This is a genomic window from Providencia rettgeri (assembly GCF_001874625.1).
GTDB lineage: Bacteria > Pseudomonadota > Gammaproteobacteria > Enterobacterales > Enterobacteriaceae > Providencia > Providencia huashanensis.
In genome coordinates, this window is record NZ_CP017671.1 from 4245758 (window position 1) to 4262978 (window position 17221).

12 protein-coding genes are annotated in these 17221 nt (G+C 40.2%); 2 read left to right on the forward strand and 10 right to left on the reverse strand.

The genetic code is table 11. The annotated features are described in order from the left end of the window. Positions 1–6: 6 nt before the first annotated feature. From RB151_RS19680 to RB151_RS19710, 7 genes are all read right to left on the reverse strand, one after another. Positions 7–558, reverse strand: coding sequence for a fimbrial protein (locus tag RB151_RS19680; protein ID WP_048605971.1), 552 nt, complete (start codon positions 556–558; stop codon positions 7–9). A 79-nt stretch (positions 559–637) separates the two neighbouring features. Beyond that, a complete protein-coding gene (locus RB151_RS19685; RefSeq protein ID WP_071548646.1) occupies positions 638–1165 on the reverse strand; it encodes a fimbrial protein in 528 nt (175 codons plus the stop codon). Positions 1166–2531: 1366 nt separating this feature from the next. Then, entirely contained in the window at positions 2532–3209 is a 678-nt protein-coding gene (narI, locus tag RB151_RS19690) for a respiratory nitrate reductase subunit gamma (protein WP_042845582.1), read from the reverse strand. Beyond that, entirely contained in the window at positions 3206–3928 is a 723-nt protein-coding gene (gene narJ, locus RB151_RS19695; protein ID WP_048605970.1) for a nitrate reductase molybdenum cofactor assembly chaperone, read from the reverse strand. Before narJ ends, narI begins: the two co-directional genes overlap by 4 nt. Next, positions 3925–5466, reverse strand: coding sequence for a nitrate reductase subunit beta (narH, locus tag RB151_RS19700; RefSeq protein ID WP_071548647.1), 1542 nt, complete (start codon positions 5464–5466; stop codon positions 3925–3927). The genes narJ and narH overlap by 4 nt, the downstream gene beginning before the upstream one ends. Next, positions 5466–9227: a nitrate reductase subunit alpha gene (locus RB151_RS19705; RefSeq protein WP_071548648.1), complete on the reverse strand. Its 3762-nt coding sequence runs from the start codon at positions 9225–9227 to the stop codon at positions 5466–5468. The genes narH and RB151_RS19705 overlap by 1 nt, the downstream gene beginning before the upstream one ends. Positions 9228–9296: 69 nt before the next feature. Further along, a complete protein-coding gene (locus RB151_RS19710) occupies positions 9297–10643 on the reverse strand; it encodes a NarK family nitrate/nitrite MFS transporter (RefSeq protein ID WP_071548649.1) in 1347 nt (448 codons plus the stop codon). Between the two features lie 388 nt (positions 10644–11031). On the opposite strand from RB151_RS19710, the gene narX reads away from it, so the two are divergent. Both narX and narL read left to right on the forward strand, forming a co-directional pair. Then, complete coding sequence (gene narX / locus RB151_RS19715; RefSeq protein WP_048605964.1) at positions 11032–12759, forward strand: nitrate/nitrite two-component system sensor histidine kinase NarX; 1728 nt, start codon at positions 11032–11034, stop codon at positions 12757–12759. A 21-nt stretch (positions 12760–12780) separates the two neighbouring features. Beyond that, positions 12781–13437 (forward strand): two-component system response regulator NarL, encoded by a 657-nt coding sequence (gene narL, locus RB151_RS19720; protein ID WP_042845594.1) that lies wholly within the window; start codon positions 12781–12783, stop codon positions 13435–13437. A gap of 12 nt (positions 13438–13449) precedes the next feature. Here the strand turns inward: narL and RB151_RS19725 are convergent, their stop codons facing one another. Genes RB151_RS19725 through RB151_RS19735 form a run of 3 tightly spaced genes read right to left on the reverse strand, consistent with a single transcriptional unit; the run spans position 13450 to position 17156 of the window. After that, entirely contained in the window at positions 13450–14604 is a 1155-nt protein-coding gene (locus RB151_RS19725) for a CdaR family transcriptional regulator (RefSeq protein WP_042845596.1), read from the reverse strand. Positions 14605–14618: 14 nt separating this feature from the next. Next, complete coding sequence (locus RB151_RS19730; protein WP_042845597.1) at positions 14619–15782, reverse strand: glycerate kinase; 1164 nt, start codon at positions 15780–15782, stop codon at positions 14619–14621. A 33-nt stretch (positions 15783–15815) separates the two neighbouring features. Further along, complete coding sequence (locus RB151_RS19735; RefSeq protein ID WP_071548650.1) at positions 15816–17156, reverse strand: MFS transporter; 1341 nt, start codon at positions 17154–17156, stop codon at positions 15816–15818. Between the last annotated feature and the right edge of the window lie 65 nt (positions 17157–17221).

Here is a 17221-nt window from a genome sequence, read left to right on the forward strand (position 1 = left end):
AATAACTCAGTAATAATCCATCTTAAAACGGATAGTAGTCTGATAGTTTCCTGGTTTTAAACGCTTATTATTTGGCACGACTCGAACGTTATAATGCAGAATAGAATCACCCACAGTTATGGGTAAGCTAGGCATAGGTTTCCCAGGTATAGCAATATTTCCAGCCATGTCAGAAATTTTTATTGATAACCCATTTGCATGTCCGAAAACATCAAAATTGCGACTATCTGTCGGGCCATCAAATGTAATATTGAAAGTTTGCCAATTGGAGCTTCCAGGCGTTACCGGCGTTAGAACACAATTAATCAGATGAATAGAGAAATTACTTGCGGGGCTTTCTCTGTCATGAATTATTTGGCTAACTGGTACAGTCGTTATGCTAACTGATTGATCTCGGCTGTCTGCATCAATTGCACAAGGACTTTCAATGATTGAGCCGTCCATCGTCACAGTTCCTTCAAACTGGTTTTGTGCCCGAGAAATTTGACTTTGCGCACTTGCTATTGGGGCAAATATCATTCCTGAAAGCACCATGACAAATATGCCAAAGTGATTCATAGTGACTCCATTTCAACTTAATGACCTATTACAATTCATTAAAATTAAGGCCCATACATCCTTGTACGGGCAATACTTATTACTGGTAGCTCAGTGCAAATGTTGCAATTGCAGTAAACTCACCTGGTGTTGCAGGTTTAGCTTGGTCTGCATCGCCTTGTAAATACGCTTGGAAGTTCAGAGTATTTTTACCAGAGAATAAAACTTGAGATGGAGATTTCTCACCTAACTTGATTTTGTCACCGTTAGCATCAGTAATAACGATACCTGCGTTTTTCGCAGTACCAACGATAGCTAAACCATCAGGCACAGATGTACTTGGAGTACCAGTGAATGTAGTTTGTACAGATTTCATAACTGAAATGTCGCACTGCTCTAACTCAATTTTGAAATCGCTGGCAATACCTTTACCGCCATCTTTTAATGCAGCAGTAGAGATAGCACCTAAACCAACTTCTAAATTTAAAGACTCACTAGGGATTGAGCAAGGAGCATCAATGACAGAACCTTTAAAATTGATAACACCTGAGCCTTGGTCTGCAGCTGCAGAACCAGCAACAACAGCCATACCTAAACCTAATACTAAAGCAAGTTTATTTAATTTCATTTTATACATTTCCATTAGATAAAAAGACAACACAAATTAAAATAATGAGTTATCATTAATCCGATTATTTTAATTTTTTCTTAAAATATGTTTGATAAGTAAACATTAAAAAATTGATACCGAGAATTATTCCCTTTTATCGAACTCCATTAATAAAATGAATAATTAAGCAACGTATCAATACGTCGCCATTATTATACCTCATTTTAGTTATGTCAAATTTCAGGTTTAATTAATAACTTTACCCGTAAGCTGGTGATATATATATAATATTCAAAAAAAACACACTAATTAATACACTGCAATAGGATAAATTGATATAACAAATCTAATTGAACCGTAGTTTTTTCATTAAAAAAACACAAAATAAACCCAAATATTATTAATAAAGTTTTTTATACTCATAAAACAGGTTTTCATTAGTGAAAAAAATGCTGTTAAAGAAAAAGTTAAATTATAGAGAAGTTAAGTAAATTAAAACGATATTTATATCGCATAATAATTAATGAGAAACATCTCAAAATCATAAATAAAATAATTTCATAATATTTCTATTTTTACTTTTTGTCACATTTACCAACGCAAATAAAACAAAAAAAAGTAAAAATAAAATCAACAAGTTAAATCAAACAACAAAGAAAACAAGTACTAAATAAAATATATAACAGGAAACAATTCAGTATAAAATTACATAGATTATTAGGTATGTAACTTTAGAACAAAAAATTAACACCATGTCAAATTAAAGGATAGGATTAATATTTAAGATAAATTAAATATGTTACAAGGCTTATCAAAAAGTAATTAAAAGTAATTCCTCACAATCATATATGATACATTATTACTATATCTTTATTAGTGAAAATTTAAAATACTCTATTTTAGCTTAAAATTTTATAATGAAATTACTTAATTTAATTAGTTTCATCTCACTACCACATAATATATAAAACAACAGATAGGCGTAATGTTTATATATTAATTAATAGTTACATGATAAAAATATCAGAAATCATTAATACATATTATCACAACTAAGAAAAAACACGTAACTTACTTTATAAGTCATGATTATTTCATTACCTAACCTTAAACACATATTATAAGCTAATCACATTGAACCTTTAATATACATCAAATTAAGTAATTATAAGTATTATAAAGAGGCTTACTTGTTCAATAGGATTTCTCTATTATCATCAATACGCTAACGATTGAATGGATTTAAAGTAGAGAGCAAATAAAACACAAACAAAAAACCCCATCTCATATGAGATGGGGTGCCAAAATGGCCACATTTGTTGTTGATATAAGAACAAGTTACACAAGAGCAATGTACTGGCTCACATCCTTGTGAAGCCTGAACTTAATGGCGATTTCTCACCAATTGATACCGACGAGTCAGGTATTCGATAGGTGCACTCCAAATGTGCACTAAACGGCAGAATGGGAAGAGTAAAAATATCGTCATCCCCAACACAATATGCAGCTTGAACACGATACCAACGCCTTCAAGGTAATTTGAAGCCCCCCAATGGAATGTCACAATGGACTGCGCCCATCCCACAAGTTTCAACATCTCGCTACCATCCATATGTTGCGCTGAAAATGGAATAGTCAGTAACCCTAAACACACTTGTACCACTAGCAACACCATAATCATGATGTCACCAAAAGAAGATGTTGCGCGAATACGAGGGTTAGTCAATCGGCGTTTCAATAGCATCGCGCCACCAATTAACATCATCACACCTGCAGCGCCCCCACCAATCATCGCCATTAATTGCTTTATATGCATTGGCAAGAAAGATTCATACATCCAATGTGGGGTTAACATCCCTAAAAAGTGCCCTGCGAAAATACCAATAATACCCACGTGGAATAAATTTGATGCTAAGCGCATGTTTTTCTTATCGAGCATTTGGCTAGAACCTGCTCGCCACGTATATTGCCCATAGTCATAACGCAACCAACTACCCACAATAAACACAGTACCAGCAATATATGGATAGATGTCGAAGAAAAATTGATTGAGAAAATTCATTTTTGCACTCCTACATGGCTGCTAGAGCCGAGATCCAAGTATTGTGGGGTGACGGCATTGGCAAAACGATGTTGATGGGCAGTAACTTCCCCACCACAGTTTTTTTCATCAGCAAAAAATTTCACTTGCTCCTCTTCCCAAACTGCATCCAGTGCTTGTGGAGTATCATCACGCGCTTCCAAAGCCACTTTTTCGGTTAATTGCTCGGTGGCAATTTCACTATTTGATAATTCGAGTAATACTTCAAACAATGTGGCAAAACGACTTTCACGTTGCTTCAGCCTTGCACCAAGGAGCGCTAAAATAGGGGCGATATCCTGTAAACCGCCAACGGTCTCTGTTGTGGGTAAGACCGTGAGATACTCCAAATAAATAGGTAAATGATCAGGAAGTTCGCGGCAATCAATCTGTAAACCATATTGTTGATATTGCGCCATTAAATCGACCATAGCTTGGCCACGGTCACGAGACTCGCCATGAACATGCTCAAATAACAATAATGATGTTGCCCGGCCTCTATCAAATAATTCACAATATTGTGCCTGCATATCCAACAATTCTTCATTAAGATATTCACGTACAAACATCATCAATTGGATCGCCCGAGTTATCGGTAATTCATCTGCTTGTTCTAATGCCTCAATCAGTTCATCACGATGTAACCAAAGCGCCTCTGAAGGGTATTCTAATAAACGAGAAATCACTTTTAACGTCATCATAGTGCTTTCTCCTGTGTTGTTTTTGGTGTGATATCAATGGCATCAATACGTTTACTGTTAAACAGATTTGTTTTGCTATCACTACCATGGCAACCGTCACCAAAGCTAAAACCACAAGCTTTAGCTTCAGGGAAAGCTTCACGTGCTAATTCACGGTGACTAGATGGGATCACAAAACGGTCTTCATAATTCGCAATCGCCAAATAACGGTACATTTCTTGAGCCTGTGATTCAGTTAAACCCACTTGCTCTAGTGCACTAGTATCACATTGGTTTTCAACGGTTTCTGCACGTTTATAATGGCGCATCGCCAACATCCGTTTCAGTGCTAATAATACCGGCTCGGTGTCCCCCGCCGTTAATAAATTGGCAAGGTACTGCACAGGAATGCGCAAGCTTTCTACATCGGGTAATACCCCATTACTTGCCAATAGCCCTGAATCTGCAACAGATTGAATGGGTGACAAAGGCGGCACATACCAAACCATCGGCAATGTACGATATTCAGGGTGTAATGGCAGTGCCAACTTCCATTCCATTGCCATTTTGTACACTGGGGATTTTTGTGCGGCTTCAATCACGCTCAATGGTATCCCTTGTTTTTCCGCCTCGGCAATCACTTGCGGATCATGGGGATCTAAGAAAACATCCAACTGGCTTTGATAAAGATCGGTCTCTTTTTCCACATTAGCTGCTGACTCAATTTTATCTGCGTCATATAACAACACGCCTAAATAACGGATGCGACCAACACAGGTTTCAGAGCAAACAGTTGGCATCCCAGACTCAATGCGTGGATAACAAAAAATACATTTTTCTGACTTACCGCTTTTCCAATTGAAATAGATTTTTTTATATGGGCAACCAGTTAAACACATACGCCAGCCGCGGCATTTATCTTGATCAATCAGTACAATGCCATCCTCAGAACGCTTATAAATGGCACCGCTTGGGCACGTGGCCACACAAGCAGGGTTCAAACAGTGTTCACAAAGACGAGGTAAATACATCATGAAGGTATTTTCAAACTGCCCATACATTTCCTTCTGAATGTGCTCAAAGTTTTTATCTTGTGCACGTTTAGAAAACTCGCCTCCCAGATCATCCTCCCAATTGGGGCCCATTTTTACATTGCTCATTCGCTCGCCCGTGATCAAAGAGCGCGGACGTGCCGTTGGCACATGTTTACCTTCTTTGGCATTTTTTAAATGGCCATAGTCATAATCAAATGGCTCATAATAATCATCTAATGCAGGGACATCGGGATTGGCAAAAATTTTGGATAAAACCCCAACTTTGTTACCCATTCGCGGCACTAATTTACCTTTGATAGTACGGATCCAACCGCCTTTCCATTTGTCCTGATCTTCCCAATTATGGGGATAACCAATACCCGGTTTAGTTTCGACATTATTAAACCAAGCGTATTCAACACCTTCGCGGCTGGTCCACACGTTTTTACAGGTCACTGAACAAGTGTGACAACCAATACACTTATCAAGGTTTAATACCATGCCGACTTGAGAACGAATTTTCATTATGCTTTCTCCTTTCCGCTCAAGGTCTGCTGGTAGTCATCACCTTCACCATCCAGCCAGTCAACCTGTTTCATTTTACGAACAACCACAAATTCATCACGATTAGAACCCACGGTTCCGTAGTAATTAAAGCTATAAGCAAGGTGCGCATAGCCGCCGATCATGTGGGTCGGTTTCGGGCAAACACGCGTGACAGAGTTATGAATTCCGCCACGTTGAGCCGTAATTTCAGACCCGGGTAAGTTGATCAACCGTTCTTGGGCGTGATACATCATGATCATGCCATCAGGAATACGTTGGCTAACGATCGCTTTGGCGGTTAATGCACCATTACTGTTAAACGCTTCAATCCAATCGTTATCTTCAACACCCAGTTCGAGAGCATCTTCTTCGCTAAGCCAAACCACTGGCCCACCACGCCCTAATGTCAACATCAATAAATTGTCACTATAAGTTGAGTGGATACCCCATTTTTGGTGCGGAGTTAAGAAATTCAGTGCTTTTTCAGGGAAGCCATTAGGCTTTTTGCCCATTAATGGCTGAGCCGCCCGCGTATCAATTGGTGGGCGATACACGACGAGGCTTTCCCCGAAAGCACGCATCCATTCATGGTCTTGATAAAGTTGTTGGCGACCACTTAGCGTACGCCAAGGGATCATTTCATGAACATTGGTATAGCAAGCATTGTAAGACACATGTTCATCTTCTAAGCCTGACCATGTGGGGCTGGAAATAATTTTACGTGGCTGTGCAACAATATCGCGAAAACGGATTTTTTCATCTTCTTTATAACGCGCTAAATGGGTGTGGTCACGCCCAGTCACCTTACCTAACGCATCCCACGCTTTCACTGCAACTTGCCCATTGGTTTCCGGCGCTAAGGTTAGAATGACCTCTGCAGCATCAATTGCCGTTTCAATTTTAGGGCGGCCTTGATTTGCACCTTCTGGCTGGGTTTTATTTAATTTTTTCAGGAAATCAATTTCATCTTGTGTATTCCAATTGATGCCTTTACCCCCATTACCCAATTTATCCATGAGTGGGCCAAGAGAGGTAAAGCGTGCATAAGTACTTGGATAATCACGTTCAACACACATAATATGCGGTGCTGTTTTACCTGGGATCAGGTCACACTGGCCTTTTTTCCAATCTTTAACATCCAAAGCTTGGGCCATTTCTGCCGCACTATCGTGCTGAATAGGCAGAGTCACCACATCGATTTCCTGACCTAAATGCCCCTCACTAACCGCCGAGAAGGCTTTAGCAATACCCTTATAGATTTCCCAATCGCTTTTTGATTCCCAAGCTGGGTCAACAGCAGCTGACAACGGATGAATAAACGGATGCATATCTGATGTATTCATATCGTCTTTTTCATACCACGTCGCTGTAGGGAGAATGACATCAGAAAATAAGCAAGTACTCGACATTCTGAAATCTAATGTCACAACAAGGTCAACTTTTCCTTCAGCTGCTTTATCTTGCCATTCAACTTCTTGTGGTTTTACGCCTCCTTGTTGACCTAAGTCTTTGCCTTGAATACCGTTTTCAGTTCCCAATAAATATTTCAATAAATATTCATGACCTTTCCCAGCAGAACCAAGTAAGTTAGAGCGCCAAATAAACAAGTTGCGAGGGAAATTTTGTGAGTCATCCGGTTGTTCCGAAGCAAAGCGGATCTTTCCTTCTTTCAACTGGTTAACAGTAAAATCAACGGGAGAAAGCCCCGCTTCTTGTGCTTGTTTGGCAATCTTCAGTGGGTTCACATTCAACTGGGGTGCTGAGGGTAGCCAGCCCATACGTTCGGCACGTACGTTCATATCCACCAAGCTACCATTAAAGGCTTTTTTATCTGCTAAAGGCGATAATAATTCCTCAGTACTTACCGTTTCATAACGCCATTGGCTTGAGTGATTATAGAAAAATGACGTGCTGTTCATATGGCGTGGTGGACGCTGCCAATCAAGTCCAAATGCTAATGGCAACCAACCTGTTTGTGGACGTAATTTTTCCTGCCCAACATAATGTGACCAGCCGCCGCCGCTTTGCCCAACACAACCACAGAAGATCAACATGTTGATAATCGCACGGTAGGTCATATCCATGTGATACCAATGGTTAATCCCTGCCCCCACAATCACCATCGCACGGCCATGGGTTTTCTCAGCAGTATCTGCAAATTCACGGGCAATACGAATAATGTTTTGGCGGCTAACACCGGTGACTTTTTCCGCCCAAGCAGGTGAATAGGCTTTCATATCATCGTAATCAACCGCACAGTTTTCATCACCAAACCCGCGGTCGATACCATAGTTAGCAAGCATCAAATCATAGACACTGGTCACCAAAGACTCACGACCATCGGACAGCTGAATACGTTTCGCGGGTAATTTGTGCAGTAAGACGTCTTTCAGTTCAACGCTTTGGAAATGTTCACTTTCTAAACCACCAAAATACGGGAACCCTACATTCACCAACTCATCATGCATATCTGCAAGGCTAAGTTTCATTTTAATGTCATGAGCATCTTGCCCTGCCCTAGGTTCTAGATTCCATTTCTGACTACCATCCCAACGAAACCCCATCGACCCTTGTGGTGCACACAATTCGCCTGTTTCTTCATCAAAGGCGATAGTTTTCCATTCGGCGTTTTTTTCTTCTCCCAAAGAATCAACTAAGTCAGATGCTCGCAGCATCCGGCCTGCCACATAAGAGCCATCATCACGTTTATCGAGCATAACCAGCATTGGCATATCCGTATATGTGCGTATATATTCACGGAAATACTCGGCTTCACGCTTGACATGGAATTCATTGAGGATCACATGCCCCATCGCCATTGCCATGGCGCTATCTGTCCCTTGTTTCGGGTTCAACCAATGGTCACATAATTTGGCAATTTCCGCGTAGTCTGGCGTCACTGCGACCGTTTTTGTTCCTTTATAACGTACTTCTGCAAAGAAATGGGCATCTGGGGTCCGAGTTTGCGGAACATTAGATCCCCAAGCAATAATATAAGACGAGTTATACCAGTCAGCGGATTCTGGTACGTCTGTTTGTTCACCCCACGTCATGGGTGATGCAGGCGGCAAGTCACAGTACCAGTCGTAGAAGCTCAAACATGCACCACCGATCAACGATAAATAGCGTGCTCCCGACGCATAAGAAACCATTGACATCGCAGGTATTGGAGAGAACCCGACAATGCGATCGGGACCAAACTCCTTGATAGTTGCCACATTTGCTGCGGCAATCAGTTCATTCACCTCTTGCCAACTTGAACGCACAAAGCCCCCGCGTCCCCTCGCCTGCTTATAGCTTTGCGCCTTTTGCGGATCACTGATGATAGAAAGCCATGCATTGACAGGGTCTTGATGTTCAGCTTTTGCTTCGCGCCACAGTTTAAGTAAGCGCTTACGCATCATCGGATATTTCACGCGATTAGCACTATATAAATACCATGAATAGCTCGCGCCACGCGGGCAGCCTCTTGGTTCATGGTCGGGTAGATCTGGGCGAGTGCGAGGATAATCAGTTTGTTGTGTTTCCCACGTGACAAGACCATTTTTGACGTAAATTTTCCAACTGCAAGAACCTGTGCAGTTAACGCCATGAGTAGAGCGCACCACTTTATCGTGCTGCCAACGGCTACGATAACCATTTTCCCAGTCACGGTTTACGTTTAACTCTTGGCCGTGTTCACCTGAGAAGGTATCACCTAATTGCTTGAAATAACGAAATCTATCTAAAAACTTGCTCATTCGGATTGCCTCCAAAGAGACGGCGACTCGCGCCGTACATTGCTTAAAATTAATCTTTATTGCTTGTTATTATTTATGTGTACGCCCATAAACTAGCCAGGTGATAAACACACAGGAAAGATAAAACACAAAGAACACTTTCATTGCATCGGCGGGAGACCCAGTCAACGTTAAGGAGGTCCCAAACGCTTTTGGAATAAAGAAACCACCGATGGCACCTATTGCTGAGATAAAACCCAATGCTGCGGCACTTTCTGTTACTGCTTCTTTTTGTGCTTCTTGCTCTGAAGCACCTCGGGCAATGGCTTTATCCATAGTTAATTTACGAAAGACCACGGCTATCATTTGAAAAGTAGAGCCACTGCCTAACCCAGCGGTTAAAAACAGCACCATAAACACCCCATAAAAAGCGCCAAAAGAACCACCTTGTCCGTTTTCAGGTAGGGTAAAAAATAGCAAGCCAGAGAAAATCGCCATCACAATAAAGTTAAGGAAAGTCACTTTGACTCCACCAAAGCGGTCTGACAGCATGCCGCCTAATGGACGAGCTAATGCACCAAGGAAAGGGCCAAAAAAGGCAAATTTGAGGATAATAATGTCGGGAAACTGGGTTTTAGAAAGCATGGCAAAACCAGCAGAAAAACCGATAAATGAACCGAAGGTAGAAAGATACAACAGGCTCAAAATCCATAAATGGCCGCGTTTAAGCACTGGCAATTGCTGTTTTAATGACGCTTTATTCGCCGCTAAATCATTCATGCCAAACCATGCCATCACTGTAAATAACAATAAAAATGGCACCCAAACCCAAGCGGCATTTTCTAGCCATAAGGTTGAACCATCGGGCTGTAATGCCCCAGTTCCACCCGCAAAGGCAAAAACACCCACCCCGACGATAAATGGTGCTACCAATTGCATTACGCTTACACCTAAGTTACCTAACCCCCCATTCAGACCTAGTGCTCCCCCTTGACGCGCTTTTGGGAAAAAGAAACTGATATTCGCCATGCTCGATGCGAAATTAGCCCCAGCAAAACCACAAAGAAGGGAAATAATGACAAATATTTGATAAGGCGTAGTTGGGTCTTGGATAGCGTAGCCAAGCCAAATACAAGGGATCACCAAAAATAGCGTACTAATGGCTGTCCAGCGTCGCCCACCAAAAATAGGAATAACAAAAGAATAAGGTACTCGTAATAAAGCCCCTGACACTGAAGGCAATGCTGTTAATAAAAATAATTGGTCAGTGGTAAAGTTAAAACCCACTTTGTTTAAATTCACTGCAACGGCACTAAATAACATCCAGACGCAAAATGCGAGCAACAAACAAGGGATAGAAATCCACAAATTACGCTCTGCAATTCGTTTTCCTGTTTGCTGCCAAAATTGCGTTTCTTCAGGACGCCAGTCCTGAATAACACTATTGGCATTTTGCTGTGCAACTCCACTATTAACATTATCTCATTGAGACATAAATCACCCCGATAAACACAATTTCTTATCGCAGTGTGTGGCGAATATGTCGCCGCGAAGCTGATCTAAATCAAGACAGATTTAAATCAAATTTTGTGTGTTTTTTGGATAAACCACCAGAGGAGTATGGGGAGTACAACCATTTAATCATTTGAATTAAATAAATAAAATTCGTTAAATGGCCGTTTTTACTGTTTGAATTTAGGCGAAATGACTCAGCGGGATATTAAGGAGTAACACCGAAGTGGCATATTCAATTTTGCACAATAGAGGAACAATACCCACGTTATAGAAAAGAATGAATAACCAAATAAAAAGGAACGAATTATTTATGCCAACGACTTATCACCGATTTTCAATCATTAACCAAGTCATCGGGTTAATGCTATTGATTGCCGTACTCGGTATTATTGGCATGGCTATTTCTAATAGCATGATTACCAGCGTTCAAGGAAATGCTCACGCAATTAATAAATCAGGCGCATTACGAATGCAAAGTTACCATTTGCTTTCTCTCACCCCATTAACCCCATATTCCGATACCTATTTAAACGAACTCGAAAACAACTTATTAAGCCAAGAATTAACTCAAGTGATCGAGGTAGAAAATTTAACAGACCAATTTACTCAGCTTTATCATTATTGGGAAACAAATTTAAAACCCGCACTTATTAATGCAACGTCACCAAATGATGCCCGCTTTGAAGTCATTACGTTTGTTAATAAACTCGACGAGTTAGTCCGTAATATTGATGAAAAAACAGAGAGAAAAATAACTTATGTCTCAATAACACAAATGGTTTTTATTGCCCTCGTCGCATTTCTACTTTTGCTTACCATATGCCATCTTAGAAAAAAAATTTACTACCCTTGGCTGAAACTATTAAATATGGTCAATGCCATTAGCCATAAGGACTTTAGTCAGCGTTTTTCTGCGGGTAAAAAACAAGATGAATTAAGCTCCCTTGGGCAAACTTTAAACCAAATGTCAGACGAGTTAGCACAAAGTTACCACCAGCTAGAATCACGTGTCGAAGAAAAAACCGCCGATCTCCAAAGTAAAAACAAAGTACTACTGTATTTGTATCAATCTAATCGCATATTACATTCCATTGAACCATTAGCAAACCGATTAGAAAAAGTCTTGGTTGAACTCAAGAACCTAACACCATTACAAAATATTAGTTTACGATTATATGAAGAAGATAATGACCGTTGCTTTCATGAATTCCATTGTGGCGGCCTTCTATCACCAGAAACCATACAACCCACAACAATAATGTCTTGGGATATCTCCGATAACTTACACCGTTACGGTGTGATATTGGCGGAGATCGCAATAGATCAGCAATTATCTGATGAACAAAATAATTTAGTTCTCATGCTAGTAAAGCAAATCGCGGGTATGTTAGCGATGGAGCACCAACTAGAACAACAGCAACAATTGCTCATTATGGATGAACGTTCCGCTATCGCAAGAGAACTGCATGATTCTATTGCCCAATCATTATCTTGTTTAAAAATGCAAATTAGCTACCTGCAAATGCAACCCGGACCACTCCCCAAACAGCATCAAGATTTACTTCATGAAATGCGCAATGAAATTAACTCGGCTTACAGCCAATTACGTGAATTACTCACAACCTTTAGGTTAAAACTAACAGAGCCTGGGTTACTGCCCTCTTTAGAGAGCACCATTCAAGAATTTAGCCAACGCATTGGTTTTGACATTGGTTTAAATTATCAGATCCCAGCAAAAAGTATTTCACCACATCAAGCTATCCATATTATACAAATAATTCGAGAAGCCTTGAGTAATATCCTAAAGCACGCTAATGCTAATTGGTCTCAGGTTTCATTAGTCGAAAATGCAGGGCTAATTACGGTAATGATTGAAGATAATGGGGAAGGCATTCAACTTCAGCCTGCAAAAAATAATCATTATGGGCTGATTATTATGAGGGAAAGAGCCCTAAGCTTAAACGGGGAATATTCTATTACCCCAAGAGCTCAAGGGGGAACCATTGTTAATGTCATATTCCCTGTGAGTGTGTCTTAACCAAATTGGAGCAACTCGTTCATGAAAAATAAAAATACCACCATTGGGCAATCCACCATTTTACTTATTGATGACCACCCAATGCTACGTAACGGAGTTAAGCAATTAATCAGTTTAGAGCCCACATTACGGGTAATTGGTGAAGCTGATGACGGGGTGACAGGTATTAAAATTGCCGAAGAACAAGACCCTGACTTAATTTTATTAGACCTCAATATGCCCGGTATGAATGGTTTTGAAGTACTTGATGATTTGCGTAGCCGAGAACTTTCTGGCCGAATTATATTGTTTACTGTCTCAAACTACAGCGAAGACTTAATTAATGCTTTAAAGCGGGGGGCGGACGGTTACTTATTAAAAGATATGGAACCTGAAAAACTGATTGTTGCCTTAAAAGAAGCCGCCAGCGGTAAAATGGTAGTTAGCCCTACTCTTGCCACCGTATTAGCTGAATCATTAAGAGACAATCGAACCTCTGCGGACCATAATTTGTCGTCGTTGACCCCAAGAGAAACCCGTATTTTAAACTTAATAGCACAAGGCCTTTCAAATAAACTGATCGCTAATAAATTGCAAATCACAGAAAGTACAGTAAAAGTACATGTAAAACATTTATTGAAAAAACTAAATTTAAAGTCACGGGTCGAAGCTGCAATATTTGTTTTACAGCAAAAATAATGCCCATTAAGATCAAGTTAACGCATCCAACCATGGCTGTTGTTTCGGATAACGCCGACGATAGCCATGCATAGCAACAGACAGTTGAATAAGGTCAGTAAACTTTGTCGGGTCTAAGCCTGTTTGCTTTTTAATTTGTTGTAATCGATAACTTAATGTATTTCTATGAATACCTAACTGTTGCGCCGTGCTGCCAACCTCGCCATTTTGCGATAAAAATAACTCTAGGGTTTCAAGCAAGATATCCCCCGAGTCATGTAATAATATTTTATTGCAAATATCTAAGAAAAAATTAAATAAATAGCTATTCTCCAACTCATTAAATAAACACAGAGAGGCCATTTCTTTAAATAAAAACACTTGTTTCTCAGGAACGGTTAACCGCCCTACATCAATGACTGAACGTGCGAAATGAACAGCATCTCTCACATGTTCTTCCGTATCAGCTTGAACCCCAACACCAATATAGTACTGGCTAAGTTGACTATCTAAAATAAAATGTAGATGAGAAATAAAGGATTCGTTTTTATAAAATGTTGATGGAAATAACATCAAAATTTCACGGCTATTTAATAGTAATACATCACTTTTTTCCATTGCTGACAATTCAGTAATAATGGAATCCAGAATTTCTGGCCGATATTGAATCGCTTCTATATTAATAATGACCGGGATTGTAGGCAACGAAAATGAAAAACCCGAATTGTGTAATTTCAATAAAGCACTACGACCTTGCATTGGCGTAGTGCTTTCAATAAATTGCACAAATAGCATATCACGTAAACGATGTTGCCAATTAATACTACGCCGCTCAATTTCCTGTTTAATTAATAACTCTGCTGTGAGTATTGCTAATTCGGCATAACGTTGAATAATAACCGGGTCACCACTGACACCAATCACTAATTCAACGTTATCTGCCACCATAATTGGATGATTAATACCAGGCGCGACATTGGAATAGCGACTCGCCTCATTTTCATTATAAATGGTGATCCGTTTACCGCAGCGAATAACTTCCACCGCGACTTCATGAGTCTCACCAATACGTTTTTTTTCACCTGAGGCGATAATTACACCCTGACTATTAATCACATTGACGTTGTGATGGATTATCCCCATTGCACGAGTGACAATATCATTAGCTAATTTTTCAGTCAGTAGCATATTACCGCCTCATCTTAATGTTTTATTTGCTTACTATGGCTAGATAATACAGTACGTAACAAATTTTCAGCCGTATCAGCTAAATAACGTTCTCCATTAACCATTGCCTGCTCAAGGGAAACTGGCCCCGGACAAAGTGACCACATGGCAGTGATACCATGTTGATATAAAATACGGCTATCTTCACTGTACCCCCCACATAGTGCGATTGTTGGTACCCCATAATGACTTGCCATACGAGCGACACCAACAGGAGCTTTACCATTGGCACTTTGGCTATCAAGCCGCCCTTCCCCAACGATAACAAGGTCGGCTTGCTGAATATACGACTCCGCACCAAGTAGCCCCAACACCAAGTCGATCCCCTTCTCAAGCTTAGCGGAAACAAACCAACGTAGCCCAGCCCCTAATCCGCCAGCAGCGCCGCTCCCCGCATCCAATGAAAAATCCTTCCCTGTAATTTTTGTCATTAATTGAGCATAATGAGCCATGCCTAGCTCAAGCTTATCTAACATCGCTTTATCAGCGCCTTTTTGTGAGCCATAAATATAGGTTGCGCCATTTTTACCTAATAACGGGTTTTCAACATCACAAGAAACATTAAATTCGACATCCGCTACACGAGGATCGAATTTATCAAAGTTAATCTTTGCGATATTTATCAAATTTTCGCCATTAATGGGAAATTCGATAAGCTGTTGGTCATTATCATAAAACTCTGCGCCTAAAGCTTGTGCAAAACCCGCACCACCATCATTAGTTGCACTTCCACCAATACCGATAATAATGCGTGTGCACCCTAAATCGAGTGCATGTTTTACCATTTCACCTAAGCCATAAGTCGACGCTTTTTCAACTTGACGATGTTCTGCTTGAACCAGTTCTAAACCACAACATTGCGCCATTTCAATAAAGGCCGTCTTTCCTTCTAATACTAATAATCGTGCATCAACCTTACTTCCATATGGGCCAGTACAATTAAAAGTATAAGGTGTGACACCTGATAATACTGGGCTGTGCTCTAGTGACTCCAACAAACCTTCTCCACCATCAGAGATAGGTAATAACGTCACATCCAACTCGGAGGATACACGCTCGAAACCCTCTGCAACAGCCTGACACGCAAGCTGTGCTGAACAACTTCCTTTAAAGGAATCAAGTGCGATAACAATTTTCATGCAGACTTTCCTATTGTAAATGGCGATGTTGTATTACTTTACTTGTATTGAGGTAGTAGCTTCCACTTTTGCACTATCCCCTATACTACCAGTATTGACCCGTGAGGCGATAATGGTGCCGATAACAAGTAAACCAACACCAAACCATAATCCAGATGTAGCAGTACCAGTATAGTCCTCAAAAAATCCGAGAATAAATGGGCCAAGAAAACCACCAAATAACCCCAGACAATTTAACAATGCCAAGCTACCTGCCAGCATACTGCCACTCATATAGGTTGGTGGAAGCGAGAAAATAATAGATTGGACAACAAAAAACATAAATGCGGTTAAACAGAATCCAATTAAACCGACAACAGGCCCGCCCATAGCGCCAATCACTAGCCCGATAGCCATAACGGCATAACCTGAAATTAAAATGCGCGATGAACGACGAGGTGTATTGGCTTTTCTTGCCACAAAAATGCCACCAATCGCTGCTGAGATCCAAGGTATAGCTGTTAATAACCCAATTTGAATTGGTGTTAACTTGCCATATTCTCCAATAATTGTTGGTAAGAAATAACTTAAGCCATAAACTGAAAATTGATGAGTAAAATAAATTGCGACAATCATCATGAAGGCTTTATTTTTAAATGCTGCCATCAGTGAAAATTTACTATTACTCACACTAATACTGTTTTTATCTTGTTCATGTTTATATTTAATATAATTGCGATCATCCTCATCTAACCATTTTGCATCTTCAGGTTTATTGGGTAAAACAAACCAGACAACAAAAGCTAAGATCACCGCAGGTAAACCTTCAATAACAAACATCCATTGCCAACCATGGAAACCTAATAAGCCATCCATACTTAATAATAAGCCACTTAACGGCGCACCGATAATATTGGCTAAACAGACACCAAGTAAAAATAGCCCTGTTGCTTTGGCACGCTCTTCTTGGCTAAACCAATATGTCATATACAAGATAACACCGGGATATAACCCTGCTTCAGCCGCACCAAGTAATAAGCGTAAAATATAAAATGAGGTAGGCCCGGTCACAAATGCCATCGCAGCAGATAATAACCCCCAAGTGATCATGATCCGTGTGATCCAAAACCGCGCTCCCACTTTTTCCATAATCAAATTACTTGGGATCTCAAGAATCGAGTAGGTCAGAAAGAACAGCCCTGCACCAATACCGAATGCGGTTGCTGACAGCCCTAAGTCAATTGACATGGCGTGCTTTGCCATCCCAATATTTGTTCGGTCAATAAAACTAATAATATAAGCTAAGATCAGTAAAGGCATCAGGTTGCGATATATCTTTGCGTTCGTTTTTTTACCCTGCGCAACATAATCTAAATTTGCATTTGTAGAAAACATAGATAAGATCCTCATGTTGTGGTGAAACAGGTATAGTTCTTCGTCATAAGTGACTTACCTGTTGT

Bases quoted from the DNA above. Each gene is read 5' to 3' on its own strand.
- RB151_RS19680 (WP_048605971.1), bottom strand. From the start codon at position 558: ATGAATCACTTTGGCATATTTGTCATGGTGCTTTCAGGAATGATATTT.
- RB151_RS19685 (WP_071548646.1), bottom strand. From the start codon at position 1,165: ATGAAATTAAATAAACTTGCTTTAGTATTAGGTTTAGGTATGGCTGTT.
- narI (WP_042845582.1), bottom strand. From the start codon at position 3,209: ATGAATTTTCTCAATCAATTTTTCTTCGACATCTATCCATATATTGCT.
- narJ (WP_048605970.1), bottom strand. From the start codon at position 3,928: ATGATGACGTTAAAAGTGATTTCTCGTTTATTAGAATACCCTTCAGAG.
- narH (WP_071548647.1), bottom strand. From the start codon at position 5,466: ATGAAAATTCGTTCTCAAGTCGGCATGGTATTAAACCTTGATAAGTGT.
- RB151_RS19705 (WP_071548648.1), bottom strand. From the start codon at position 9,227: ATGAGCAAGTTTTTAGATAGATTTCGTTATTTCAAGCAATTAGGTGAT.
- narX (WP_048605964.1), top strand. From the start codon at position 11,032: ATGCCAACGACTTATCACCGATTTTCAATCATTAACCAAGTCATCGGG.
- narL (WP_042845594.1), top strand. From the start codon at position 12,781: ATGAAAAATAAAAATACCACCATTGGGCAATCCACCATTTTACTTATT.
- RB151_RS19725 (WP_042845596.1), bottom strand. From the start codon at position 14,604: ATGCTACTGACTGAAAAATTAGCTAATGATATTGTCACTCGTGCAATG.
- RB151_RS19730 (WP_042845597.1), bottom strand. From the start codon at position 15,782: ATGAAAATTGTTATCGCACTTGATTCCTTTAAAGGAAGTTGTTCAGCA.
- RB151_RS19735 (WP_071548650.1), bottom strand. From the start codon at position 17,156: ATGTTTTCTACAAATGCAAATTTAGATTATGTTGCGCAGGGTAAAAAA.